This is a genomic window from Curtobacterium sp. MCLR17_040, from assembly GCF_003234735.1.
Taxonomy (GTDB): domain Bacteria; phylum Actinomycetota; class Actinomycetes; order Actinomycetales; family Microbacteriaceae; genus Curtobacterium; species Curtobacterium flaccumfaciens.
This window is the reverse complement of sequence record NZ_QKTE01000008.1, coordinates 140714-162204: the sequence shown is the minus strand read 5'-3', so window position 1 is coordinate 162204 and position 21491 is coordinate 140714. Positions and strand designations below refer to the sequence as shown.

The 21491-nt window shown below is 72.4% G+C and carries 24 protein-coding genes; 11 read left to right on the top strand and 13 right to left on the bottom strand.

What is annotated here, in order from left to right:
* Positions 1 to 11: 11 nt before the first annotated feature.
* Positions 12 to 449 carry a YdeI/OmpD-associated family protein gene (locus DEJ01_RS09635; RefSeq protein ID WP_111092818.1) on the bottom strand — a complete coding sequence of 146 codons (438 nt, stop codon included), beginning with the start codon at positions 447 to 449 and terminating at the stop codon, positions 12 to 14.
* Between the two features lie 184 nt (positions 450 to 633).
* On the opposite strand from DEJ01_RS09635, the gene DEJ01_RS09630 reads away from it, so the two are divergent.
* Genes DEJ01_RS09630 through DEJ01_RS09615 form a run of 4 tightly spaced genes read left to right on the top strand, consistent with a single transcriptional unit; the run spans position 634 to position 4746 of the window.
* Positions 634 to 1776 (top strand): ABC transporter substrate-binding protein, encoded by a 1143-nt coding sequence (locus DEJ01_RS09630; protein WP_111092817.1) that lies wholly within the window; start codon positions 634 to 636, stop codon positions 1774 to 1776.
* Positions 1777 to 1781: 5 nt separating this feature from the next.
* A complete protein-coding gene (locus DEJ01_RS09625) occupies positions 1782 to 2777 on the top strand; it encodes an ABC transporter permease subunit (protein ID WP_258375674.1) in 996 nt (331 codons plus the stop codon).
* On the top strand, positions 2774 to 3679 hold the full coding sequence (locus DEJ01_RS09620) for an ABC transporter permease (protein WP_181438404.1): 906 nt from the start codon (positions 2774 to 2776) through the stop codon (positions 3677 to 3679). Before DEJ01_RS09625 ends, DEJ01_RS09620 begins: the two co-directional genes overlap by 4 nt.
* Positions 3676 to 4746, top strand: a complete 1071-nt coding sequence (locus DEJ01_RS09615; RefSeq protein WP_111054111.1) for an ABC transporter ATP-binding protein — start codon at positions 3676 to 3678, stop codon at positions 4744 to 4746. The genes DEJ01_RS09620 and DEJ01_RS09615 overlap by 4 nt, the downstream gene beginning before the upstream one ends.
* A 169-nt stretch (positions 4747 to 4915) precedes the next feature.
* Here DEJ01_RS09615 and DEJ01_RS09610 read toward each other — a convergent pair whose 3' ends face one another.
* Positions 4916 to 5395, bottom strand: a complete 480-nt coding sequence (locus DEJ01_RS09610; protein WP_017888122.1) for an NUDIX domain-containing protein — start codon at positions 5393 to 5395, stop codon at positions 4916 to 4918.
* Positions 5396 to 5455: 60 nt separating this feature from the next.
* On the opposite strand from DEJ01_RS09610, the gene nagB reads away from it, so the two are divergent.
* On the top strand, positions 5456 to 6241 hold the full coding sequence (gene nagB, locus DEJ01_RS09605; protein WP_110895274.1) for a glucosamine-6-phosphate deaminase: 786 nt from the start codon (positions 5456 to 5458) through the stop codon (positions 6239 to 6241).
* Positions 6242 to 6256: 15 nt separating this feature from the next.
* On the opposite strand, the gene DEJ01_RS09600 is transcribed toward nagB, so the two are convergent.
* Together DEJ01_RS09600 and DEJ01_RS09595 are read right to left on the bottom strand one after the other, a co-directional pair.
* The gene (locus tag DEJ01_RS09600) at positions 6257 to 7432 is read right to left on the bottom strand and encodes a MalY/PatB family protein (RefSeq protein ID WP_111092815.1); all 1176 of its coding nucleotides are present in this window, start codon (positions 7430 to 7432) and stop codon (positions 6257 to 6259) included.
* A 44-nt stretch (positions 7433 to 7476) separates the two neighbouring features.
* Positions 7477 to 8049 (bottom strand): TetR/AcrR family transcriptional regulator, encoded by a 573-nt coding sequence (locus tag DEJ01_RS09595; protein WP_111092814.1) that lies wholly within the window; start codon positions 8047 to 8049, stop codon positions 7477 to 7479.
* Between the two features lie 77 nt (positions 8050 to 8126).
* On the opposite strand from DEJ01_RS09595, the gene DEJ01_RS09590 reads away from it, so the two are divergent.
* The 5 genes from DEJ01_RS09590 (at position 8127) to DEJ01_RS09570 (ending at position 14327) form a co-directional block, all read left to right on the top strand.
* Positions 8127 to 9017, top strand: coding sequence for an SDR family NAD(P)-dependent oxidoreductase (locus tag DEJ01_RS09590; protein WP_111092813.1), 891 nt, complete (start codon positions 8127 to 8129; stop codon positions 9015 to 9017).
* A 101-nt stretch (positions 9018 to 9118) separates the two neighbouring features.
* The gene (locus DEJ01_RS09585; RefSeq protein ID WP_258375673.1) at positions 9119 to 11566 is read left to right on the top strand and encodes a GH92 family glycosyl hydrolase; all 2448 of its coding nucleotides are present in this window, start codon (positions 9119 to 9121) and stop codon (positions 11564 to 11566) included.
* A gap of 67 nt (positions 11567 to 11633) precedes the next feature.
* Positions 11634 to 11912, top strand: coding sequence for a hypothetical protein (locus DEJ01_RS09580; RefSeq protein WP_111029039.1), 279 nt, complete (start codon positions 11634 to 11636; stop codon positions 11910 to 11912).
* Entirely contained in the window at positions 11909 to 13780 is a 1872-nt protein-coding gene (locus DEJ01_RS09575; RefSeq protein ID WP_111092811.1) for an alpha/beta hydrolase, read from the top strand. The genes DEJ01_RS09580 and DEJ01_RS09575 overlap by 4 nt, the downstream gene beginning before the upstream one ends.
* Entirely contained in the window at positions 13764 to 14327 is a 564-nt protein-coding gene (locus DEJ01_RS09570) for a hypothetical protein (protein WP_258370510.1), read from the top strand. Before DEJ01_RS09575 ends, DEJ01_RS09570 begins: the two co-directional genes overlap by 17 nt.
* 24 nt (positions 14328 to 14351) lie before the next feature.
* On the opposite strand, the gene nagA is transcribed toward DEJ01_RS09570, so the two are convergent.
* The 7 genes from nagA to DEJ01_RS09535 all read right to left on the bottom strand — a co-directional run bounded on the left by nagA (position 14352) and on the right by DEJ01_RS09535 (position 19699).
* The gene (gene nagA / locus DEJ01_RS09565) at positions 14352 to 15518 is read right to left on the bottom strand and encodes an N-acetylglucosamine-6-phosphate deacetylase (RefSeq protein WP_111092810.1); all 1167 of its coding nucleotides are present in this window, start codon (positions 15516 to 15518) and stop codon (positions 14352 to 14354) included.
* The gene (locus DEJ01_RS09560; protein WP_084740750.1) at positions 15515 to 15922 is read right to left on the bottom strand and encodes a YrdB family protein; all 408 of its coding nucleotides are present in this window, start codon (positions 15920 to 15922) and stop codon (positions 15515 to 15517) included. Before DEJ01_RS09560 ends, nagA begins: the two co-directional genes overlap by 4 nt.
* Before the next feature lie 8 nt (positions 15923 to 15930).
* On the bottom strand, positions 15931 to 16791 hold the full coding sequence (purU, locus tag DEJ01_RS09555; protein ID WP_111092809.1) for a formyltetrahydrofolate deformylase: 861 nt from the start codon (positions 16789 to 16791) through the stop codon (positions 15931 to 15933).
* Between the two features lie 128 nt (positions 16792 to 16919).
* A complete protein-coding gene (locus DEJ01_RS09550; RefSeq protein WP_111029042.1) occupies positions 16920 to 17132 on the bottom strand; it encodes a hypothetical protein in 213 nt (70 codons plus the stop codon).
* Positions 17133 to 17239: 107 nt separating this feature from the next.
* The gene (locus DEJ01_RS09545) at positions 17240 to 18643 is read right to left on the bottom strand and encodes an MFS transporter (protein WP_111092808.1); all 1404 of its coding nucleotides are present in this window, start codon (positions 18641 to 18643) and stop codon (positions 17240 to 17242) included.
* A gap of 109 nt (positions 18644 to 18752) precedes the next feature.
* Entirely contained in the window at positions 18753 to 19187 is a 435-nt protein-coding gene (locus tag DEJ01_RS09540; protein WP_071404703.1) for a MarR family winged helix-turn-helix transcriptional regulator, read from the bottom strand.
* A 56-nt stretch (positions 19188 to 19243) separates the two neighbouring features.
* Entirely contained in the window at positions 19244 to 19699 is a 456-nt protein-coding gene (locus DEJ01_RS09535; protein ID WP_111092807.1) for a MarR family winged helix-turn-helix transcriptional regulator, read from the bottom strand.
* Between the two features lie 75 nt (positions 19700 to 19774).
* Between DEJ01_RS09535 and DEJ01_RS09530 the strand changes: the two genes are divergently transcribed.
* Positions 19775 to 20647, top strand: a complete 873-nt coding sequence (locus tag DEJ01_RS09530) for an NAD(P)H-binding protein (protein WP_111092806.1) — start codon at positions 19775 to 19777, stop codon at positions 20645 to 20647.
* 43 nt (positions 20648 to 20690) lie between these two features.
* On the opposite strand, the gene DEJ01_RS09525 is transcribed toward DEJ01_RS09530, so the two are convergent.
* Together DEJ01_RS09525 and clpS are read right to left on the bottom strand one after the other, a co-directional pair.
* The gene (locus tag DEJ01_RS09525; protein ID WP_111092805.1) at positions 20691 to 21164 is read right to left on the bottom strand and encodes a DUF2017 family protein; all 474 of its coding nucleotides are present in this window, start codon (positions 21162 to 21164) and stop codon (positions 20691 to 20693) included.
* Positions 21161 to 21466, bottom strand: a complete 306-nt coding sequence (gene clpS / locus DEJ01_RS09520; RefSeq protein ID WP_071404706.1) for an ATP-dependent Clp protease adapter ClpS — start codon at positions 21464 to 21466, stop codon at positions 21161 to 21163. The genes DEJ01_RS09525 and clpS overlap by 4 nt, the downstream gene beginning before the upstream one ends.
* Positions 21467 to 21491 lie beyond the last annotated feature (25 nt).

Genomic DNA, 21491 nt, shown 5'->3' with positions numbered 1-21491 from the left:
GCCCCACACCCCTACCCCCGCAGGGACTCCACGGCCTTCTCGATCCGCCGGGCCCGGGTCTCCGGGGCCTTCGCCTGCGTGACCGGGTCGGCGAGTGCGCGCTGCCGTGAGTTCGACAGGGTGTCGAACGCCGCACGAACGCCGGCCTCCTGCAGCGCGGCGGCCAGGTCCTCCGGCAGATCGACGGTCCGGGGCAGGGTGTCGACCTCGAGCGAGACCTCGACGGTGTCCCCGGCTGCGATCCCGGCGGCCTCACGGTGTGCGGCCGACAGCGGCACCAGGAACTGCCCGTCCATGACCCCGACGGTGGAGCGGTAGGTGTAGCCCCGGTTGATCGTGACGACCACCGCGGGGCGCTTGCCGGATCCGAGCGCCTCGATGACGGACTCCGGGACGGGGAGTCCGGTCGCCGTCTTCCGCGCTTGCAGGACCGTCGTCGTGAACCGCATCCGTGCCTCCAGGCCTGGTCTGGGCGCGACCCTGCGCCCAGAACGAGCAAAGCGTACAGCCGCACCCGCTGTTCCGCCGTCGTTCACCACCGGAGCACGGGCCGGAAACCGGCCGCGTCCACGATCGAGCAGAACCCGGACACCCGGTCCCCGCAGCACCTTCCCCCACCCGAAAGGCCCACCCGTGCAGCACAAGCGCACCCTGGCCGGCATCGCCCTGGCCGCCGCCGCAGTCGTCACCCTCGCCGGATGCTCCTCGACGAGCTCCGCCAGCACGAGCAAGGGCGACGCCGACTGGAAGACCACCACCAGCGCCGAGTCCGCCGGCGGCATGGACGCCCTGGTCAAGGCCGCCAAGGCCGAGGGCCAGCTCAACGTCATCACGCTCCCGCCGACGTGGGCCAACTACGGCAAGATCATCGACGGCTTCACCAAGAAGTACGGCATCAAGATCAACTCCGCGAACCCGAACGGCTCGAGCGCCGACGAGGTCGCCGCGGTCAAGTCGCAGAAGGGCCAGTCCACCGCCCCCGACGTGCTCGACCTCGGGAACGCCGTGCTGCAGGAGAACCTCGACCTGTTCGCCGACTACAAGGTCGCGAACTGGGACGACATCCCCACGAACCTGAAGGACGAGGACGGCGCCTGGACGCGCGACTACACCGGCCTGATGTCGATCGGGTACGACTCGTCGAAGATCTCCGACGCCCCGAAGGACATGACGGACCTGCTCGGCTCCGAGTACAAGGGCAAGGTCTCGATCGGCGGCGACCCGACGCAGGCGAACCAGGCCGCGTCCGCGGTGTACCTGGCGGCGCTGGAGAACGGCGGCTCGGCCGACGACATCACCAAGGGCGTCGACTTCTTCGGCAAGCTCAAGCAGGCCGGCAACTTCCAGAACGTGCTGCCGACGCAGGCCACCGTCGCCTCGGGTGAGACCCCGGTCGTCGTCCAGTGGTCGTACAACAACCTGGCCTGGGGCTCTGCGGCGGGCGCGAGTGGCAACAAGGACTGGAAGACCGTCGTCCCGAAGGGGCAGGCGCTCGGCTCGTACTACTCGCAGGCCATCAACAAGGACGCCCCGCACCCCGCGGCCGCCCGCCTGTGGGAGGAGTACATCGCCAGCCCCGAGGTCCAGAACCTGTACCTGCAGGCCGGCGCCTTCCCGTCCACCCTCGCCGCGCTGACGAAGTCGGGCAAGGTCGACCAGGACGCCCTCGACGCCGCCGGTGGCGCACCGAAGGACTACGTCGAGCTGACCGACGCGCAGGTCGCCGACGCCGCCAAGGTGCTCAAGGCCAAGTGGTCCTCGACGATGGGGTCCTGAGCAGCATGACCACCGCATCGGCAGACGCGCCCGCGGCGAGCGGCACAGCCGCGACCGACGCCGCACCGGCGACGAGCGCGACGAGCCCCGTGCGCCCGACGTCCGCACGCGCGTCCGCCGATGCCGTCCGACGCGGTGCCGGACCCCGTGTCCGGCGCCGCGTCGGCCTCGCCTGGCTGGGGCTGACCCCCTTCGCCGCCTACGTCCTGCTGTTCCTCGCGGTCCCCGCCGTGATCGCGATCGGCAGCGGTTTCTTCGACAGCTCCGGAGCGTTCACGTTCGCGAACCTCGCGGCCTTCGCCGACCCGTCCGTGCTGCGGGCGTTCGGCGGGTCGTTCGGCCTGTCCGCCGCCTCCGCGGTCATCGGTGCCGTGCTCGGCGCGGTCGTCTGCTGGGCGCTCTCGGCACTGCGGCCGGACGGACTGGTCCGGTCGATGATCGACTCAGCGGCGAGCGTCCTCGCCCAGTTCGGCGGCGTCATGCTCGCGTTCGCGTTCATCGCCACGATCGGCGTGCAGGGCCTCGTCACGACGTGGTTGGTCACGGTCTTCCACGTCGACCTCAACGCGGACGGCGCCTTCCTGTACACGGTGCCCGGGCTCGTGATCCCCTACGTCTACTTCCAGGTGCCGCTCATGGTCCTCACGTTCATGCCCGCACTCGAGGGCGTCAAGGCCCAGTGGGGTGAGGCCGCCGCGACCCTCGGCGCCTCGCGCCTGACGTACTGGCGCCGGATCGCGTTGCCGGTCCTGGCACCGGCGTTCTGGGGGTCGCTCCTGCTGCTCTTCGCGAACGGCTTCTCGTCGTTCGCCACCGCCGCGGCCCTCATCTCGCAGGGCGGCATCGTGCCGCTGACGATCCGCACGCAGCTCACCAGCGAGACGCTCGCCGGCCTGCAGAACGTCGCCGGGGTGCTCGCCTTCGGCATGGTCGTCGTGATGGCGGTCGTGATGGGCGCGTACTCGCTGCTGCAGCGCCGTGCCGCACGGTGGCAGCGATGAGCGCGGCGGCCCCGGTCCGCCCGGCGCAGCCGGTTCGGCTCGGAGGCCCGTCCCGCGTCCGCCGCTTCGGCACGGCCCCGTCCCGTGGTGCGGCAGCGATCGTGCTCACCGTGATCGGGCTCCTGTTCGCCGTGCCGCTGGTCGCCCTGCTGCAGTTCACCTTCCGGCAGGGCACCGACGGCGGGCTCACCTTCGCGCACTGGGCGGCGATCGGTGACCCGGCCAACGCGTTCACCTACCAGCCGGTGTTCGACGGGCTCGGGGCGTCGCTGCTCATCGCCGTGATCACCGTCGGGATCGTGCTGCTCGTCCTGCTGCCGGCCCAGATCATCACCGCGCTCCGCTACCCCAGGCTCCGGAGCGTCCTGGAGTTCGTCTGCATCGTGCCGATCACCGTGCCGGTCGTGGTGCTCGTCGTCGGGTTCATCCCCGTGTACCAGGTCGTCTCGCAGGTCTTCGGGTCCGGCTCCTGGACGCTGGCGTTCGCGATCGGGATCATCACGCTGCCCTTCGCGTTCCGCCCGATCGCCGCCGCCATCACCGCGACGGACCTGATCGTCCTGTCCGAGGCGGCCCGGTCGCTCGGTGCCTCGTGGTGGACCGTCACCTGGCGCGTGCTCCTGCCGAACCTGCGCCGGGGCATCACCGCCGCGTGCTTCCTCACGATCACCGTGGTCCTCGGCGAGTACACCCTCGCCGCGTTCCTCTCCCGCAGCACGTTCCAGACCGGGCTCGTGCTCGTGCAGGGGACCGACCCGTACGTCGCCGCGATCTTCTCGGTCGCCGCGCTCGCGTTCGGCTTCGTGCTGCTCGTCCTCATCGGCCGCATCGGGACCCGTCGCACGGGCCGCGTCCGCCGCACCCGCACCACCCGTCGTCCCCGCCTCGAGGAGTCCGCATGACCGTCACCGCTCCGGCAGCCCCGGCGTCCCTCGCCACCACCGGTGCCGTCGTCGAACTCCACGCCGTCGAGAAGCACTACGGCGCACACCGTGCACTCGCGGGACTGTCCCTCCGCGTCGAGCCGGGGGAGTTCGTCTCGCTCCTCGGGCCGTCCGGTTGCGGCAAGACGACGGCCCTCCGCGCGCTCGCGGGCCTCGAGGCCATCGACGCCGGCTCGATCCGCATCGACGGCCAGGACGTCGCCGACACCCCGGTCAACAAGCGCGACATCGGCATGGTGTTCCAGCAGTACTCGCTGTTCCCGCACATGACGGTGCGGCAGAACGTCGCCTTCGGCCTCGAGATGCGCCGGGTCCCCGCCGCCGAGCGCAAGAGCCGCGTGGTCGAGGCCCTCGACATGGTCCGCCTCGGCGAGTTCGCCGAGCGGTACCCGCACCAGCTCTCCGGCGGGCAGCAGCAGCGCGTCGCCCTGGCCCGTGCCCTGGTCACCCGCCCCCGGGTGCTCCTGCTCGACGAGCCGCTGTCGGCCCTCGACGCGAAGGTCCGGGTGTCGCTGCGCGACGAGATCCGCCGCATCCAGAGCGACCTCGGCATCACCACCGTGTTCGTGACGCACGACCAAGAGGAGGCGCTCGCCGTCTCCGACCGGATCGCCGTGATGCAGGCGGGCGACATCGAGCAGGTCGGCACGCCCGAGGAGCTCTACCGCACCCCGTCGTCGGCGTTCACGGCGGACTTCGTCGGCCAGTCGAACCGGCTGCAGGGCGACCTGCGCGGGGGCGACGTCTTCGTGTACGGGTTCCGGGTGCCGGCGCTCGACTCCTCGGCTCCGGACGGGCCGGTGCTCGCCTACGTCCGGCCGGAGGACATCGCCTTCGCCCCGGAGGGCATCACCGGCACCGTCGTCACCTCGAGCTTCCTCGGCTCGATCCGCCGGACCACCGTCCGCCTGGACGACGACACCGTCGTGACCGTCCAGCACGAGGTCGGCGACCGCCGGGCCACCGGCGACCCCGTCGCCGTGCGCCTGCTCGGCGCACCGGTCGCGGTCGCGCCGCTCGCGTAGCTCCCCCCGCGAAAGCGACAGATCGCGCTCGCGACCGCGCTCACCGTCGCGAAAGCGACAGATGGGCGCGGATGCTTCGCGGACTTCTGTCGCTTTGGCGGGGTGGGCGCGACCGACGGCGGACGGGAGGCCCGTGGCGGCCTGGCACCGCGCCTCCAGACCGGTGGGGTCAGCGCTGGAAGCGCGCCTCGCGCTCGTCCGCCAGCCCGGCCTCGACGCGCGCCCGCATGTTCTCCGACATGTCGGGCAGGGCGTCGAGCCGAGCCCAGAACGCCTCGGTGTTCTCGCCGTCGGCGGGGTTCGGCGTCCCGGAGACGTACCGGCAGGCGAAGACGAGGTCGAGGTACTGCGACCGGTCGCCGTTCGGGTAGGTCATCTCGGGCAGCACCTGCACCCAGGCCAGGCGTTCGGCGACGGCGACGACGTCGGCTTCTTCCAGGACCTCGCGTTCGGCGGCGACGGCGGGTTCCTCGCCCGGGTCGACGATCCCGGTGACCGGGGTGTACGCGCCCGTGTCGGCCCGCCGGACCACGAGCAGTTCGCGATCGGCGCCGGAGCCGCGGGTCACGATGGCGCTCACGCCCGACAGCCAGAGCGGTGCCGTGCCGATCTTCTCGCGCAGGGACAGGACGAAGTCGGGGGTCGGCATGCCTCCACGCTACCCATGCGACCCCTGTCGCAGACTGGTCATGACCAGTAGGCTTGCCGTGTGGAGATCATCATCCTGCCCACGCCGGACGAGGTCGGTCGCGTCGCCGCGGCCAAGATCGCGTCCGTCGTCGCCAAGAAGCCGTCCGCCGTCATCGGTCTCGCCACCGGATCCAGCCCGCAGGGCATCTACACCGACCTGCAGCGCCGGGTGCAGGCGGGCGAGATCTCGTTCGCCGAGGCCCGTGGGTTCGCCCTCGACGAGTACGTCGGCATCCCGCTCGAGCACCCCGAGTCGTACGCGGCCGTGATCGCCCGCGACGTCGTGGCGCCGCTCGGCTTCGACGCCTCGCGCGTGCGGGTGCCGGACGGCCGTGCCGCCGACCTGGAGTTCGCGGCCAAGGAGTACGACGCCGCGATCCGTGCCGCGGGCGGGATCGACGTGCAGATCCTCGGCATCGGGGCCAACGGCCACATCGGGTTCAACGAGCCGACGTCGTCGTTCGCCTCGCGTACCCGCATCAAGACCCTCGCGCCGTCGACCCGTGACGCGAACGCGCGCTTCTTCGACTCGCCCGAGCAGGTCCCGACGCACTGCATGACGCAGGGGCTCGGCACCATCCTCGAGGCCCGCGAGCTCGTCCTCGTCGCCCAGGGCCCGTCGAAGGCGGCCGCTGTCGCCGCTGCGATCGAGGGGCCGCTCAGCTCCTTCGTGCCCGGTTCGGCCCTGCAGCTGCACGAGCACGCGACCGTCGTCGTCGACGAGGAAGCCGCTGCCGGGCTGCAGCTCGCCGACTACTACCGCTACACGTACGCCAACAAGCCGGCCTGGCAGCGGTTCGAGTAGGCGTCTGGCTCGGGTTCAGCCCCTGGCGGCTGCGGCGAGGCGGCTGAGTCCCTCGTCGAGCGTCTCCGCCGAGCACCCGAAGTTCAGCCGCGCGAAGCCCCGGCCCTGCCGTCCGAACGCCGGGCCGGAGCCGAGCGCCACCTTCGCCCGGTCGACGAGCTCCGCTGCGGGGTCGTCGCCCCACGGCAGCGCCCGCAGGTCGAGCCACGCCAGGTACGACGCCTGCGGCTGCCGGTACTCGGCGCCGGGCAGCACGTCGCCGATCCGCTCGGCCAGGGTGCGCCGGTTCGCCGCGAGCTCGGTGAGCAGTGACGCCAGCCACGGCCCGCCCTCGCTGAAGGCCGCGACGCTCGCCGTGTAGCCGAGGATGCCGGTGCGCTCGACGACCTCGGTCGGCAGTCCGTCGAACCAGGCGCGGGCCCGCTCCGAGGCGCCGATCATCATCGCGCACTTCGTGCCGGCGAGGTTCCAGGCCTTGCTCGCACTCGTCAGGGCGACACCGAGCGACGCGGCCTCGGGGCAGGACTCCAGGAACGGCGTGAACACCGCGTCGGCGTGCACGAGCGGCGCGTGGATCTCGTCGGACACCACGACGGCGCCCCACTCGGCGGCCAGCTTCGCGAGTGCGACGAGCGACGAGCGGTCGTGCACCAGGCCGAGGGGGTTGTGCGGGTTGCAGAGCAGCACCGTGCGGGCTCCGTCGGCGAACGCCTGTGCGATACCGTCCAGGTCCATCCGCCAGCCGGCCGTGGTGTCGAAGGGGTCGGCCGGGCCTGCGGGGGCGAGCAGCGGGACCTCGGTGACGGTGCCGCCGGCCTCGGACACGTACTCCCAGAACGGCGGGTACACGGGCGGCATGATGACGACCTGGTCGCCCGGCTCGATGACCCGGCGCAGCACCTCGACCGCCGCGACCGACACGTCCGTGGTGGTGCGGACCAGGTCGGGGTCGACCCGCCATGCCCACCGGCTCTCGGCGAAGTCGGCGAACGCCTCGGGCAGGGCCCGTCCGTGCCCGACGTACCCGGTGTCGCCGTTCGTCACCGCGGTGACCAGGGCGTCGCGGATCGGTTCGGCGAGCATGCTGTCCATCTCGGCGACGAACATGGGGAGCACGTCCGGCGGGTAGGCCGTGTACTTCTCGCTCGTGCGGGACCGGTACGCATCGAAGACGGACACCATGACGCTCATGCGCCCATCCTGACAGCGAGGCACGCGGGGCGCGAGGGCGGTGGTCAGGCCGGGCGGAGGCCCGCCAGCAGCACCTCGACGTAGCGCTCGGGGTCGTGCACCCGGGAGCCACCCGCCACGGCGGCTGCCCGCATCCCGCACAGCAGTCGTCGCAGGTCGTCCGCGTCGACATCGGCACGCACGAGCCCCTCGGCCCGTGCCCGTGCGAGCAACGCGTCGACGGACTCGACCAGGTCGCCCGCGAGCGCCGCGGTGTCAGCGCACGAGAACCCGCCGTTCGTCAGGAGGTCGCCGAGGGCCGCGTCGTCGACCATGCTCCGGAACGCAGCCGTCACGACCCCCCGGAGCGCGTCCACCGCGTCGGGCAGCGCGACGGCGACACGGACGAGGTCGAGCATGTCCTCGAGCGCATCGATCGCGAGCGCCTCGAGCAGGTGCTGCTGCGACGGGAAGTGCCGGTAGGCGGTCCCGACACCCACACCGGCCTCGTGTGCAACGGCGTTGAGGAGCGGCTGCTCGCCCCGCTCGAGGAACGACCGGGCGACGTCGAGCAGCGCGGTCCGGTTGCGTTGCGCATCGGAGCGCAGCGCTTCGGGTCGGGCCATCGCGATCGTCATTCGGACACTCTATCCGCTTGTGCTACCGTTCCGGATGGATCATCCGATTCCACACGACGAGTGAGCAGGAGACGACCATGGACACCTTCGAGTGGGAACCGTCCGCGATGCCCGACCAGCACGGCCGGACCGTGGTGGTCACCGGCGCGACCGGCGGACTCGGGCTGGTGGTCGCGACCCGACTCGCAGCCGCCGGAGCACGCGTCATCGCGGCGGTGCGCAACCCCGACAAGGCGGCTCGCGTCCTGCCCGTCGGCCTGGAGGCGCGGGTCGTCGACACCGCGTCGGTCGCCTCGGTCACGGCGTTCGCCCGGCAGCTCGTGGCGGACGGCATCGTCGTGGACGCCCTCGTCAACAACGCCGGCGCGACGCTGGGCGCGTTCGGGTTGACCGACGAGGGCATCGAACGCACCTGGGCCACCAACGTCGTCGGGCCGGCCGTGCTCGCCGACGCGATGCTCCCGGTGCTCGGCGGACCGTCGCCCCGGGTCGTCCTCGTCGGGTCGAACCTGTCGCAGCGCACCCGCCGCGTGCCCGCACCGGGCGGGGTCGACGATCCGAGCGACTACTCGCAGCTCGCCGTGTACACCGACTCGAAGACGGCGGCGACGGCGCTCGCGCTCGACCTCGGTGAGCGGCTCCGCGCGGCCGGCTCGGACGTCCGCTCGGTCATCGCACACCCTGGCATCGCGGCGACGGGGATGAACGACCAGGCCGAGACCCTCGCGCAGCGCCTCGGCGGCATGATCGCCCGCAGCATGGCCCGGACCGCGGAGGACGGCGCTCGCTCGACGCTCTGGTCGGCCACCGCGCCGGACGTCGCCGAGGGGGTGTTCGTCGGGCCGGCGCTGCGACGTGGTGACCGGCGGCTGCACGTCGTGCCCGTCCGCGGGACCGCCACCGACCCGGTGTTCCGGCAGCGGGTCCGCACCTTCGTCGACGCGGTCGCCGCTCGCACCGTCGTCTGACCGGGCGGGGCCGGGCCCGTCGCCGAATCCGACGTGAACAGCGGGAGAGCGCTCGGTGACGCGGGCGGCGTCCCCCGTCCGAGGGGGCTAGCGTCACCGATGTGAACCGATCTCGCGTGCACCGTCGCCCGCTCGTCCGTCCGCTCCCGCTCGCCGCGGTGGCCACGATCGCCGCACTGCTGGGCACGGCGATCGTCGCCGCGCCGGCCGTGGCCACGCCCTCGACGCAGGCCGGGCGCACCGTCAGCGATCCCGCGCGGTACGTCGACCCCTTCATCGGCACGAGCAACAACGGCAACACCTGGCCCGGGGCCACCGCGCCGTTCGGCATGATGCAGTGGAGTCCCACGGGCACCGCGGGCGACCAGACGTCGACCCCGGTCGCGAACGGCTACTCGTACGACGTGAACCGGCTGCGCGGCTTCAGCCTGACGCACCTGAACGGTGCCGGGTGTGCTCCCGGGGCTGCCGGTGACGTGCCGATCATGCCGGTCACGACCCCGGTCACGACCTCGCCGTCCGCCGACTCGAAGGACGCCGTCTACGCCGCCGGGTACTCCCACGACCAGGAGTCCGCCAGCCCCGGCCGCTACGGCGTCACGCTCGACAACGGCGTCCGCACCGACCTGGCCGTGACCACCCGTGCCGGCGTCGGCGCGTTCACGTTCCCGGCCGGCAAGGACGCGAACCTGCTCTTCCGCACGTCGAACTCGATCAACGGCAGCGAGGCCGCGATCACCCGCGTCGACCCCCGCACCCGCACGGTCAGCGGCAGCGTCCTGACCGGCGGCTTCTGCAGCCGCCGCGCGAACGGCGGCGGCGCCACCAACCCGGACCGCCGCAGCTACTACCGCCTCTACTTCACCGCGACCTTCGACACGGCGTTCGCGAGCACCGGCACCTGGAAGGACGGCACGGTCCAGGCTGGAGGCACGTCCTCCTCCGGTGGGGAGGGCTACCTGACCGGCGCCGACCGCGCCGGACGCGGCTCCGGCGCGTGGGTCGGGTTCGATGCGCGTCGCGGAGCGACGGTGCAGGCGAAGATCGGCATCTCGTACGTGAGCGCGGCCGGAGCGGTCGCCAACCGTGACGGTGAGGTGACCAAGCGCTCGACCGTCGCCAGCGTGGCGGCCGGCACACGGGCCTCCTGGAACCGTGAACTGTCGCGCCTGCGCGTCGGTGGCGGCACGGCTGACCGGACCACCCAGCTGTACACGTCGGTCTACCACGCACTCATGCAGCCGAACACGCTGAACGACCGCGACGGGCGCTACCTCGGGCCCGACCTGCGGGTGCACCGGATGGACCGCGGACACCGGGCCGTCTACGGCACGTACTCCGGGTGGGACCAGTACCGGGCGCAGATCCAGCTGCTGGCGCTGCTGCGGCCGGACGTCGCCGGGGACATGGCGCAGTCGATGCTGCGGTTCGCCGAGCAGAACGGCGGCGTGTGGGACCGGTGGCTGCACCTCGGAGCGCCGACGCACGTGATGACCGGAGACCCCTCGGCCGCGACGCTCGCCACCTGGTACGCCATGGGCGTCCGGAACTTCGACGTCCGGGCCGCCTACGCCTCGCTCAAGCGCCAGGCGACGGTCGAGAACGCGGACGCCGAGAGCGACATCGGGTGCCCGGGGCAGTGCCTGGCGCAGCGGCCCGCACTCGACGAGTACCTGGAGCGGCAGTACGCGGCGAACGACGACTGCTCCTGCTGGGGCGGTGCGGCCGAGACCCTCGAGGACTCGATCTCCGACAGCGCGCTCGGGTACTGGGCCGGTTCCCTCGGGCTGCGCTCCGACGCCCGGATGTTCGCGGAGCGTGGGTCCTACTGGAAGAACACCTTCAACGCCGGCGTCGGGTACCAGGCCGCGCGGCAGGCCGACGGTTCGTGGACGCCCGACTGGTCGCCCTCGACCGGCACCGGGTTCGCACAGGGCACCAGCGCGCAGTACACCTGGCTCGTGCCGCAGGACGTGCAGGGACTGTCGAGCGCGCTCGGCGGTGACGACGCCACGGTCGCACGGCTCGACGACTTCTTCCACGACAGCACCGGTGCGTTCGCGGTGACCGGTGGCGACGCCACGAAGTTCGACCCGACGAACGAGCCCGACATCCACACGCCGTGGATGTACAACGCGCTCGGCAAGCCCTGGAAGACGCAGGAGACCGTGCGGCAGGTCGTGGACGACGCCTACTCGACCGGCCCAGGCGGCCTGCCGGGCAACGACGACCTCGGCACCATGAGCGCCTGGTACGTCTTCGCCTCGATCGGCCTCTTCCCGCAGACGCCCGGGCGAGCGGAGATGCTCATCGGCAGCCCGACGTTCAGCACGGTCGACATCCGGCGCTCGAGCGGCGAGCGGATCGTCATCCGGTCCTCGGGGACCGAGCCGTACGTGCACGGCGCCCGGTTGAACGGGTGGACGCACGAGCGGTCCTGGGTGCCGGCGTCCTTCGTGACGCGGGGCGGCACGTTGTCCCTGCGGGTCGGGGACACGGCGGACACGGGCTGGGCGAGCGGGGAGCGGGGGCGCCCGATCGACCGCTGAACACCGGTTGACACGCCGTACTTCAGCGGTGATATGTTGACCTCCTCGGGGAACACGAGGGGGCACCATGGGGGATCTGACGGTCGACCTGCCGACCATGCAGGCGGTCGCACGAGCGGCGGGGCAGGCGGTCACCGACCTCCGCTCTGAGCGCCCGTTGTCCGGTTCGGACGGCGGCGCGTTCGGCTCGGGGGCTGTCGAGTCCGCGTTCGTCGCGTCGGCCAGGGCGCACGACGCGATGATCCGCTCCCTCGGTGACGACGCGGACACGCTGCGCGAGTACGTGACCGCCGCCGCCGAAGCGGTCCTGCGTGCGGATGCCGACCTCGCCCGGCGGGTCCGGTGAGCGCGGACCCGGTCGCGGGCGACCCGGACGGCATCCAGCGGATCGCCCGTCGGCACGACGACCACTCGGACGCGGTCCGTGACGGCGCCCGGCACGTGCTCGTCGCCGCGGAGCACGCGGCGTCCGGCTGGGCGGGGCGGGCGCAACAGCGGTTCCTCGTGACGGCGGCGGCGATGCCGGCGAGTGCCCAGCGCGTCGCGGCGCGGCTGGACGCGGCGTCGGCCGCACTCGCCACCTACGCACGCCAGGTGCGGGAGATCCAGGACGACGCCGCGAGCCTGCAGACGACCCGGCGGAACACCGCGGACGACATCGCGGCCAACCAGCGGGCGATCCGCGATGCCACCGTGGTGGCGTCCGGACCGGATGCGGTCGAGTCGGACCGTGCGCTCCTGCAGCAGCTGGAGCGCAGCGGCGAGTGGTTGGCAGCGCTGGACGCTCGGCTGACGGCGCAGTGGGACGAGCTCGTCGCCCGCCGAGCCGCAGCCGACCGAGCGGCGTCCTCCGCGCTCGAGGACCGGTCGGTGCTCGGCAAGCTGGTCTCCGCCACGGTCGTGTCCGCGATGAGCGACGGGCAGTTCCTCACCTGGCTCGGCACCCTCGACCCGGAGACCGTCGCCGCGCTCGGTGACGACGCACGGGTCGCCAAGCGGCTCGCCGGACTCGACCCTGCGCACGTGGCCGGGTGGTGGCAGGCGATGTCGGGCGTCGACGGTGTGCCGTCCGCGGTCCAGCGGGCGTTCGTCGCGGCGATGCCGGCGGTCATCGGCAACCTGAACGGTGTCGCCTCCTGGGCGCGGGCGCGGGCGAACACGACGGTGTTGGCTGACCGGCTCGCACACGCCCGCAAGCAGGTCCGCCACTGGCGCGGGCGGCACGACGCCGCCCGGAACCCGGCCGAAGCGGCGACGGCACGGGAGCAGCTGCTCGTCTGGGAACGGCAGCGCGACGCCTACCGGAACATCCAGGACACCCTCGCCACGACACCGGTCTCGCTGGTGGCACTCGTCGACGACCGTCCCCCGCTCGCGCAGATCGTCGCGGGTGACCTCGACCGTGCCACGCACGTCAGCGTCATCGTGCCGGGCATGAACACCGCGACGTACCAGGACGGCACGGTGCAGGACTACGGAGCGATCGCCATCGGCATGCGTGCTGCGCAGGTTCGGGTGTCCGGTGCCCGCGCGGGCGACGTGGCCGTCCTGTCCTGGATCGGCTACCACCCGCCGATGGCCGACGACCCGTCGTTCCGGTCCGTCCTGGCGAACGACCGCGCGCGAGCGGGCGCCGAGCGACTCGTCGCCGACCTCGACGGGTTCCACGCGGCACGAGCGGCCGCCGGGCGGGACGCCGACCTGACCGTCATGGGGCACTCCTACGGGACGACCGTGGCGACCATCGCCCTGACGGAGACCCACGCCGACCACGTGGTGCTGCTCGGCTCGGCCGGTGTGACGGACGCCGTACCGAACGCGTCCATGCTGCACGTGCCCGAGGGGCAGGTCTTCGCCAGCCAGGGCGCGAAGGACGGCTGGGCCGTCACCGGGCAGAACCTGTCCGGTCGGCGTGACCCGACCGAGTCCACGTGGGACGCGCACGCGTTCAGCTCCGAGACCGAGGGCCGTGGGTCGGACACCCTGCACGGCGTCACCCGCCACGGGCCTTACGACGGCGATGACGACGACGGCCGGTACTCGTACTTCGACAACGGGACCACCGCCCAGCACAACGCTGCACGAGCGGCGATGGGACACGGGGACGAGATCCCGGAGCGAGGCCGCCCCTTCGACCGGATGCGGCAGCAGACCAAGGACGACTGGCTCATGTACGGCTGGCAGACCGGGGGCACCGGTGACCCGACGCTCTGAACGGTCGTGGGCGGCACTCGCCGGAGCCCTGGTGGTCACCGCACTCCTGACCGGGTGCACCGGCCCCGCCCCGGACTCCCCGATGCAGAAGGACACGTCGATGAACGTCGAACAGTCGCACCAGGACGTCCTGGACATCTTCGCCGCCGTGCGCTCGGTCGTCGGGCAGGACGGCTGGGGCGACGACGAACCCGCGTGGTTCATCTGCGGCACCGGCGACCAGGAAGCCGCCCAGTACTCGTACTCGGCCGCACGCAGGCTCCCGCTCCCGGGCACGCCCGACCAGGTCGCCCAGCGCGTCACGAAGGCGCTCGCTGCGATCGGGTACGACGGAGCCCGCGTGCAGCACGACGACACGCTGACGCCCGAGCGCACCGTCGTCAGCTACCCGAACGGCTACCTCGGTGGGACGGCAGGGGACGGTTTCGCCGTCCTGTTCCAGGCGTACGAGTCCCATGCGGACGTGTCCATCTACGGGCACTGCGTCCCGGGCCGGGCCCCACGGTTCGGTGAGCCCCTCAACCCCCGCCCGACCGACCTACCGTGACGTGTCCGAGCGAGCCGTGCGTGCTCAGCGCAGCTCGCGCCCGCCGCCCCAGACGCGCTCGACCTCGAGCGACGGCGTCAGCGCCACCATGTCGGCGGCGAACCCCGGCGCCAGCCGACCCAGACGGTCGCCGAGCCCCAGCGCGCCGGCCGGCACGCTCGTCAGCGCCGCCACGGCCTCGGGCAGGGTCCGCCCGGCGAGCGAGACCGCGTTGCGGAGCGCCACGTCCTGCGTCAGCGTCGACCCCGCGATGGTCTCCGTCCCCGCCACGTGTGCGACGCCGTCGGTCACCGTGACGTCGAGCGACCCGAGCCGGTACGAGCCGTCCGCAGCGCCGGCGGCACCCATCGCATCGGTGATCAGCGCCACCCGACCCGGCGTCGCCCGGAAGAGCGTGTCCGCCACGACCGGGTGCACGTGCACGGCGTCCAGGATGAGCTCGAGCGTCACACGGTCGTCCGACACGGCGGCGCCGATCGGCCCCGGAGCGCGGTGGTGCAGCCCGGGCATCGCGTTGCAGGCGTGGGTCAGGATCGTCGCCCCGGCGTCGAAGGCTGCCCGCGCCTGGTCGTACGTGCCGACTGTGTGGCCGACGGCGACCGCGACGCCGGCGTCGACGAAGTGGCGGACGGCGTCGAGCGCTCCGGGCAGCTCGGGCGCGATCGTGACCTGGCGGATGACGCCCTCGCCCGCTTCGAGCAGGGCGTCGACCGCGGCGGGGGTCGGCTCGATCAGGAACGACTCGTTGTGGGCGCCCTTGTTGTGCGGGGACAGGAACGGCCCCTCCAGGTGCACGCCGAGCACGAGCGGGTCGGTCGCCATCACGGCGCGGACGTGGGCCAGCGACGCCGCGAGCGCGGGGACCGGGTTCGCGACGAGCGACAGGACGGAGCGGGTCGTGCCGTGCGAACGGTGCATCGCGAGCGAACGGTCGAACGAGTCGTCCTCGTACGCCTCGGTCGCCCCACCGTGTCCGTGCAGGTCCACGAAGCCGGACGTCAGGACCGCGTCGCCCAGGTCGATGACCCGGTCGGCCGCGGGGGCCTCGGGGCCGGAGCCGGTCGCGTGGATCGTGTCGCCGACGACCAGGACCCAGCCGTCGGCCGTGGTGCCGGCCGCGTCGACGACGCGGGCTGCGCGGACCAGCGTGCGCTGGGCCTCCTGGCCGGTCTGGAGGCCCGTGGTGCTCATGCGGTCTCCTTGCGGAACGCGATCACGCCGCTCAGGGCGGCGATCACGATGAAGACGATGCCGACGACCGGGTGGCCGATGGAGATCCAGGTCGCGCCTGCGGCGACGACCAGGGCGACCTCGACGATGGTCTTGCCGACGATGTCGGTCTCGATCGGGGAGCGCGGCGACCGGAAGAAGTACCAGACGACCGCGGCGAACAGGGGAGCCCCGACCATGAACAGGTAGCCGGGGAGCGGGAGCTGCCACGACCAGTAGCCCCAGAAGGCCAGGGACAGCAGGCCGAACACCATCACGGCGATCCGCAGGATCATCCAGGCCTCGAACCGCCGACGCGGCTGCCGGACGGCTGCCGGGTCGGGGACCGATTCCCAGTCGACGGGGGACTGCGGGGCGTTGGTCATGGTGCTGCCTACTTGAAGATGATGGTGCGGGCGCCGTCGAGCAGGACGCGGTCCTCCGCGATCCAGCGCACCGCCTGGGTGAGCGTGCGGGACTCCTCGTCCTGCCCGATGGACACCAGCTCGGCCGGTTCCTTGGTGTGGTCGACGCGGACGACGTTCTGCTCGATGATCGGGCCCTCGTCGAGGTCGCTCGTCACGAAGTGCGCGGTCGCACCGATGAGCTTCACCCCGCGGGCATGCGCCTGCCGGTACGGGTTCGCGCCCTTGAAGCCGGGCAGGAACGAGTGGTGGATGTTCACGGCACGCCCCTCGAGTGCGGCGCAGAGTTCGGGCGACAGGATCTGCATGTAGCGGGCGAGGACGACGAGCTCGATGTCGTCCTCCTCCACCGCCTGCAGCACGCGCCGCTCCATCTGCTCCTTCGACTCGGCGTCGGTGACCGGGCGGTGTTCGAACGGCACGGAGTAGAACGCGGCGAGCTCGGACAGGTCCGCGTGGTTCGACAGCACGAGGGGGACCTCGATCGGCAGCTGTCCGCCGCGCTGCCGGTAGAGCAGGTCGTTCAGGCAGTGGCCCGCCTTCGACACGAGCACGAGGGTGCGCAGCGGACGACCGACGACGTCGAGCTGGACGCGGGCGTCGTAGCGGGCGGCGACGGGGGCGAGTGCGGCCTCGAAGGCGGCGCGGTCCACCGGCGCCATCACCTGCAGGCGCATGAAGAACGTGTTCGTGTCGGCGCTGGAGAACTGCTGCGACTCGGTGATGTTGCCCTGGGCGGCGACGATCGCTCCGGAGACGGCGTGCACGATCCCGGGCTGGTCGTCGCAGACGAGCGTCAGGGTCCAGTGCGTGGGGGTCGGGTCGGTCACCGGATCAGGGTACCGGCCGCGGGGGACGTGCTTTGTGAGCAGGAATGGTCGAGCGCGCCGCGGCGACTCGACCATTTGTGCTCACGAAGCGTCAGGCGGCGGGCGCAGCGGCGGTGGCGCGCCCGGCGTCAGCGCCGGCGCGCGAGCAGACGACGGACGAAGTAGACCTCCATGCACAAGGCCAGGACCGTCGCCGCGATGCCGATGCCGACGTACGCGGAGCCCCGGTCGGCGTTGACGATCGCCGCGATCGGGATGCCGATGCAGAGGATGCCGCAGATCACCACGTTCCAGATCGCGCCTGCCTTGGTGTCGCTGCTGAACCCGCCGCCGTTCGCCATGCCCGCGACGCTACCGGTCCGCGGGTGGCGAGGTGCTCCAGGACGTCCGGAGGCCGCCGAGTGAGCAGAAGACGTCGGGTGCGGGGGTGCGACCCGTCATCTTCTGCTCACTCGGCGTCGGGTGCGGGTGCGGTTGCGGGTGCGGGCGCGGGCGTGGATGCCGGCGCGGGCGCAGCGGCGGCGGCGCGGGCGTCGGTGTCCCGCAGGCGACGGTCGGCCAGGGTCAGCACGGTCAGGAGCACCGCGACGCCGAGGATCACCCACGCCAGCACGTGCAGGTCCGGCGTCGTCGGGGCCTGGCCGAACACGCCACCGATGAGCGAGGACGCCGCGATCGCCCCGATGTACACCGCGGTGCGCGACAGTCCGGCCGCGGTGCCGATGTACTCCGCGGGGACGAGCCGGTACAGCGCCGCCTGGTTCGACACCGACGCCAGGGCCTGCGGCACCCCGAACAGCGCCGGGGTCAGGGCGAGCAGGACGACGGGCGACCCGGTGTGCAGGAAGAGCAGGAGCACACCGCCGACGATCGGCACCAGTGCGGCGACGACGAGCGGCCCGCGGATCGCGGTCTTGCGTGCGACCACGAACGAGGCCACCCCGGCGACGATCGCGGCCGGCAGCTGGATGTACCCGGCGACGTCGCTCGGGTAGCCCGCGACGTCCTGCACCCACTGCGAGAACCCGTAGGTCATCGTGTAGGCGAGCAGGTACGTCAGGAACAGGCGGCCGTACGTGCGCGACAATGCGCCGTTCCGGGCGAGCAGCCGCACGTCGACGAACGGTCGCACGGCCCGCAGCTCCCACGCCACCAGGGCGACGAGCAGCACGACGGCCACCGCGAGCAGCCACCACAGCCCGGCGGACAGGTCGAGCAGGAAGACGAGCAGCGCCGAGACGGTCCCGGTCATCAGCACCATGCCGAGCGGGTCGAGCGCCTGCAGCACCGGCAGCTCGGCGTCGTCTCGTGGACGCAGCCGGTCGGACGGCAGCCAGAGCGTCGCCACGACGATGCCGAACACCGCGAGCGGCACGTTCACCAGGAAGATCGCGTGCCAGCCGAACGCGGCGATGAGCGCCCCGCCGAGCGGTGGGCCGGCGGCGGCGGACACGAGCGACGTGATCGACAGCGCCCCGAGCACGAGCGGCGGCGTCGGCTTCCCGATCCGGGCGGAGTGCTGCCGGAGGGTGGTGAGTGCCGCCGGGTACGCCGACGACGTCCCGATGCCGATGAGCACCCGGGCGAACACGGCGCCGCCGAACCCGGTCAGGACCTCGGGCACCACCCCGGCGATCCCGACGATGACGAGCCCGGTCAGGAACACCTTCTTCGGGCCGAACCGGTCGGCGAGCTTGCCCATCGTGGGCTGCGCGATCGCACTCGCCAGGTACAGGGCCGCGACGAGCCAGATCGCCTGCGCCGCACCGATGCCCAGGTCGCGGGAGATCGGGGTGAGGGCGACGGACACCATCGTGGTGTTGATCGGGTTGAGCAGGGGCCCGACGAGCACCGGGATGAGGAGCTTCGGGCCGAAGCCGTTGCCCGTGGTCGTGTCGGGGGTCGTGGTGGTGGACGTGAGAGCGCTTCTTCCGGTTGCAGGACTGGGCGAGGGGTGCGGGTCAGGGATCGACGATCGGCCCGAGCAGGTCCATCGCCCGCGCGACGACGCGGCGGTCCGCCTCGGGCAGGGTCGCGAGCCGCTCGGCGAGCTCGTGGTTCCGCGCGGCCCAGGCGGTCTGGCGGGCGTCCCGACCGGCCGCCGTCGCGCTGACGATCGCCCGTCGGCCGTCCGTCGGGTCGGCCTGCCGCTCGGCCAGGCCGAGGTCGACGAGGGCCTGGACGGTCGCGCCCATCGACTGCGGTCGGACACCCTCGGCTCGCGCCAGGTCGGCGATGGTGGCCGGCCCGTGCCGCAGCAGGCGTCCGAGGGCGGCGGTCTGCGACGCCGTGACGTCGTCCGACTTCGAGGCCAGCAACGACCGCCGCAGGCGTCCGTGCATCGTCAGCACGGCGTCGGCCAGGTCGGTCGGGTCGGTCTCCGGTGCGTCGGTCACGCCCCGGAGGCTAGTCCGTCACCAGCCCACCTTGCAAGTTTACCTTCTGATATCGCTCAGGGAACGGCGGACCCGTCGTCGCCCGCGTCCGGCTCGAGCAGCGGAAGCAGGGTCGCCGAGATCGCTTCCGCACCGTCGCCGAACCACGCGTTGCTCGCCCGGACGATCGGGTGGGCGCGTGCCAGCAGCGCCTCGCCCTGGTCGGTCAGCCGCATCCGGGAGGCCCGTCCCCGGCCCGGTGCGGCGCCCCGCTCCACGAGTCCCCGCGTCGAGAGCCCCCCGACGAGCGTCGTCATGCTCTGCGGTCGGACGCCGACCGCCCGCGCCAGGTCGGCCTGGCTGAGCTCGCCCGCTGTCGCGAGCTGGATGAGCGCCCCGAACTCCACGGGCGTCAACCCGAGCGGCGCCAGCTCGGCTGCGAGCCGGCGGGAGAGCCTCCGTGCGGCCCGGATCACCGTCCACGCCACGATGCCGTCGACGTCGTCGCGCGGGGCTGGGAGTTCCTGGGGCACGGGGCGATCGTACCGGCGTACGTTCTGGTATCAGGAAACTGATACCAGAACGGGTCAGCGGAACGAGGAGCAGACATGGGCGAGATCGTGGCGGTCACCGGCGTGACCGGGGACGTCGGGGGCAAGACTGCGGAGCTGCTGCGGGCGGCCGGGGTGACGGTGCGTGCCGTGGTCCGACGGCCCGAACAGGTCGACGCGCTCCAGGCGCGGGGCATCGACGGCCGTCTGGCCGACCTGGACGACGAGGACGCGCTCACCGCGGCGCTCGACGGGGTCGACCGGTTCTTCCTCGTGACGCCGGTCAGCCAGCGGCAGCGCGAGCAGGGCACCACCGGGGTCCGTGCGGCGCAGCGTGCAGGGATCGGCCGGATCGTGCAGCTGTCGGGCGGGGACGCCGCCGAGCACTCCCCGATGTCGTGGGCGAGCGCCGCCTGGCACATCGACCGGCTGGTGCGCGAGAGCGGGCTGGCGTGGACGATCCTGCACCCCTCGTCGTTCATGACGAACGTGCAGCCCTCGGCCCCGGCGATCCGACGGGGGTGGTTCCCGCACACCACGGGCCGCGGGGCGATCGGCTGGATCGACACCGAGGACATCGCCCGGACCGCCGCCCGGGTGCTGACGGAGGACGGCCACGACGGCACCGAACCGGTGCTCACCGGGCCGGATCTGCTCGACGCGCGGGGTGTCGCCGCCGCGCTCGCCACCGGGCTCGGCCGACCCGTGCGCGCCCTGCACCTGCCGAGCCGGGTCTACGCCGGTGTGCTGCGCCTGAGCGGCGTGCCCGCGTGGCAGGCCGAGGGGCTCCGGCAGCAGTTCGGCCGGGTCGTCCGCCGCGGCCTCGACGGCGTCGACGTGATGAGCGACGACGTCCTGCGCATCACCGGCACCGCACCCCGGAGCCTGGCCGACTGGGCGCGAGCCCACCGCGACGACCTGCTGGGGTGACCCGCCGCACCGGAGGTGATCCGAGCCTCCAGGCCGTGGGCCGTCAGCGCGACGTGAGCGTGACGACCAGGTGTTCCTGCACGTAGCCGAGCCAGTCGTAGACGTCGCGCAGGCCGACGCCCGCGTCGGCCTCGACCGAGCGCTCCTCGTCGTCGGCGTCCTCGATGCCCAGCCGGTCGGCGATCGTCAGCCGCAGGTCGGTGAGGGTGCGGAGCCACGCCTGCTCGTCCTCGGCGTCGAGCGAACCGTCGCGGGTGCCCGTCAGCCAGTCGTGCACGATCGAGGCGTTCGTCGTCTTCTGCGTGAGCAGGTCGGACTGCGTGTACTTCCGGAACTCCGCGCTCGCCTCGTCGTCGCCAGGATAAGCATCCGGGAACATCCGTTCGCTGATCGGGTCAGTGGACAGGTCGCCGCCGAGCACCTGCTGCAGCTGCTCGGTGAGCGAGGCGAGCAGGTCGCGCTCGCCGGAGGACAGGCCGAGGTGGACGCCGTCGGTGCGGCGGACGAACGGGATCACGCTTCGGGGGCCTTGTCGACGGTCGCCTGCAGCCCGTAGCCGTGCATGGACTGCACGTGGGCCTCCATCGACTCACGCGGGCCCGTCGCCACGATCGCCCGGCCGTCGTCGTTCACCTGGTGCATGAGCCGCTCGGCCTGCTCGCGTGAGAACCCGAAGTGCCGCTGGAAGACGTAGGTGACGTACGACATCAGGTTCACCGGGTCGTCCCACACCACCGTGACCCACGGGGTGTCCGCCCGCGCACTGGTCCGTTCGTCCGTGGTGGTCCGTTCGTCCACGTCGGGCGAGAGCAGCGTCATGCATCCAGGGTGACACAGGGTGCGG

What these genes read in the sequence shown, in the direction of transcription:
- DEJ01_RS09635 (WP_111092818.1), bottom strand. Translation starts at nt 449, where the DNA reads ATGCGGTTCACGACGACGGTCCTGCAAGCGCGGAAGACGGCGACCGGA.
- DEJ01_RS09625 (WP_258375674.1), top strand. Translation starts at nt 1,782, where the DNA reads ATGACCACCGCATCGGCAGACGCGCCCGCGGCGAGCGGCACAGCCGCG.
- DEJ01_RS09620 (WP_181438404.1), top strand. Translation starts at nt 2,774, where the DNA reads ATGAGCGCGGCGGCCCCGGTCCGCCCGGCGCAGCCGGTTCGGCTCGGA.
- DEJ01_RS09615 (WP_111054111.1), top strand. Translation starts at nt 3,676, where the DNA reads ATGACCGTCACCGCTCCGGCAGCCCCGGCGTCCCTCGCCACCACCGGT.
- DEJ01_RS09610 (WP_017888122.1), bottom strand. Translation starts at nt 5,395, where the DNA reads ATGCCGACCCCCGACTTCGTCCTGTCCCTGCGCGAGAAGATCGGCACG.
- DEJ01_RS09600 (WP_111092815.1), bottom strand. Translation starts at nt 7,432, where the DNA reads ATGAGCGTCATGGTGTCCGTCTTCGATGCGTACCGGTCCCGCACGAGC.
- DEJ01_RS09595 (WP_111092814.1), bottom strand. Translation starts at nt 8,049, where the DNA reads ATGACGATCGCGATGGCCCGACCCGAAGCGCTGCGCTCCGATGCGCAA.
- DEJ01_RS09590 (WP_111092813.1), top strand. Translation starts at nt 8,127, where the DNA reads ATGGACACCTTCGAGTGGGAACCGTCCGCGATGCCCGACCAGCACGGC.
- DEJ01_RS09580 (WP_111029039.1), top strand. Translation starts at nt 11,634, where the DNA reads ATGGGGGATCTGACGGTCGACCTGCCGACCATGCAGGCGGTCGCACGA.
- nagA (WP_111092810.1), bottom strand. Translation starts at nt 15,518, where the DNA reads ATGAGCACCACGGGCCTCCAGACCGGCCAGGAGGCCCAGCGCACGCTG.
- DEJ01_RS09560 (WP_084740750.1), bottom strand. Translation starts at nt 15,922, where the DNA reads ATGACCAACGCCCCGCAGTCCCCCGTCGACTGGGAATCGGTCCCCGAC.
- DEJ01_RS09550 (WP_111029042.1), bottom strand. Translation starts at nt 17,132, where the DNA reads ATGGCGAACGGCGGCGGGTTCAGCAGCGACACCAAGGCAGGCGCGATC.
- DEJ01_RS09530 (WP_111092806.1), top strand. Translation starts at nt 19,775, where the DNA reads ATGGGCGAGATCGTGGCGGTCACCGGCGTGACCGGGGACGTCGGGGGC.
- clpS (WP_071404706.1), bottom strand. Translation starts at nt 21,466, where the DNA reads ATGACGCTGCTCTCGCCCGACGTGGACGAACGGACCACCACGGACGAA.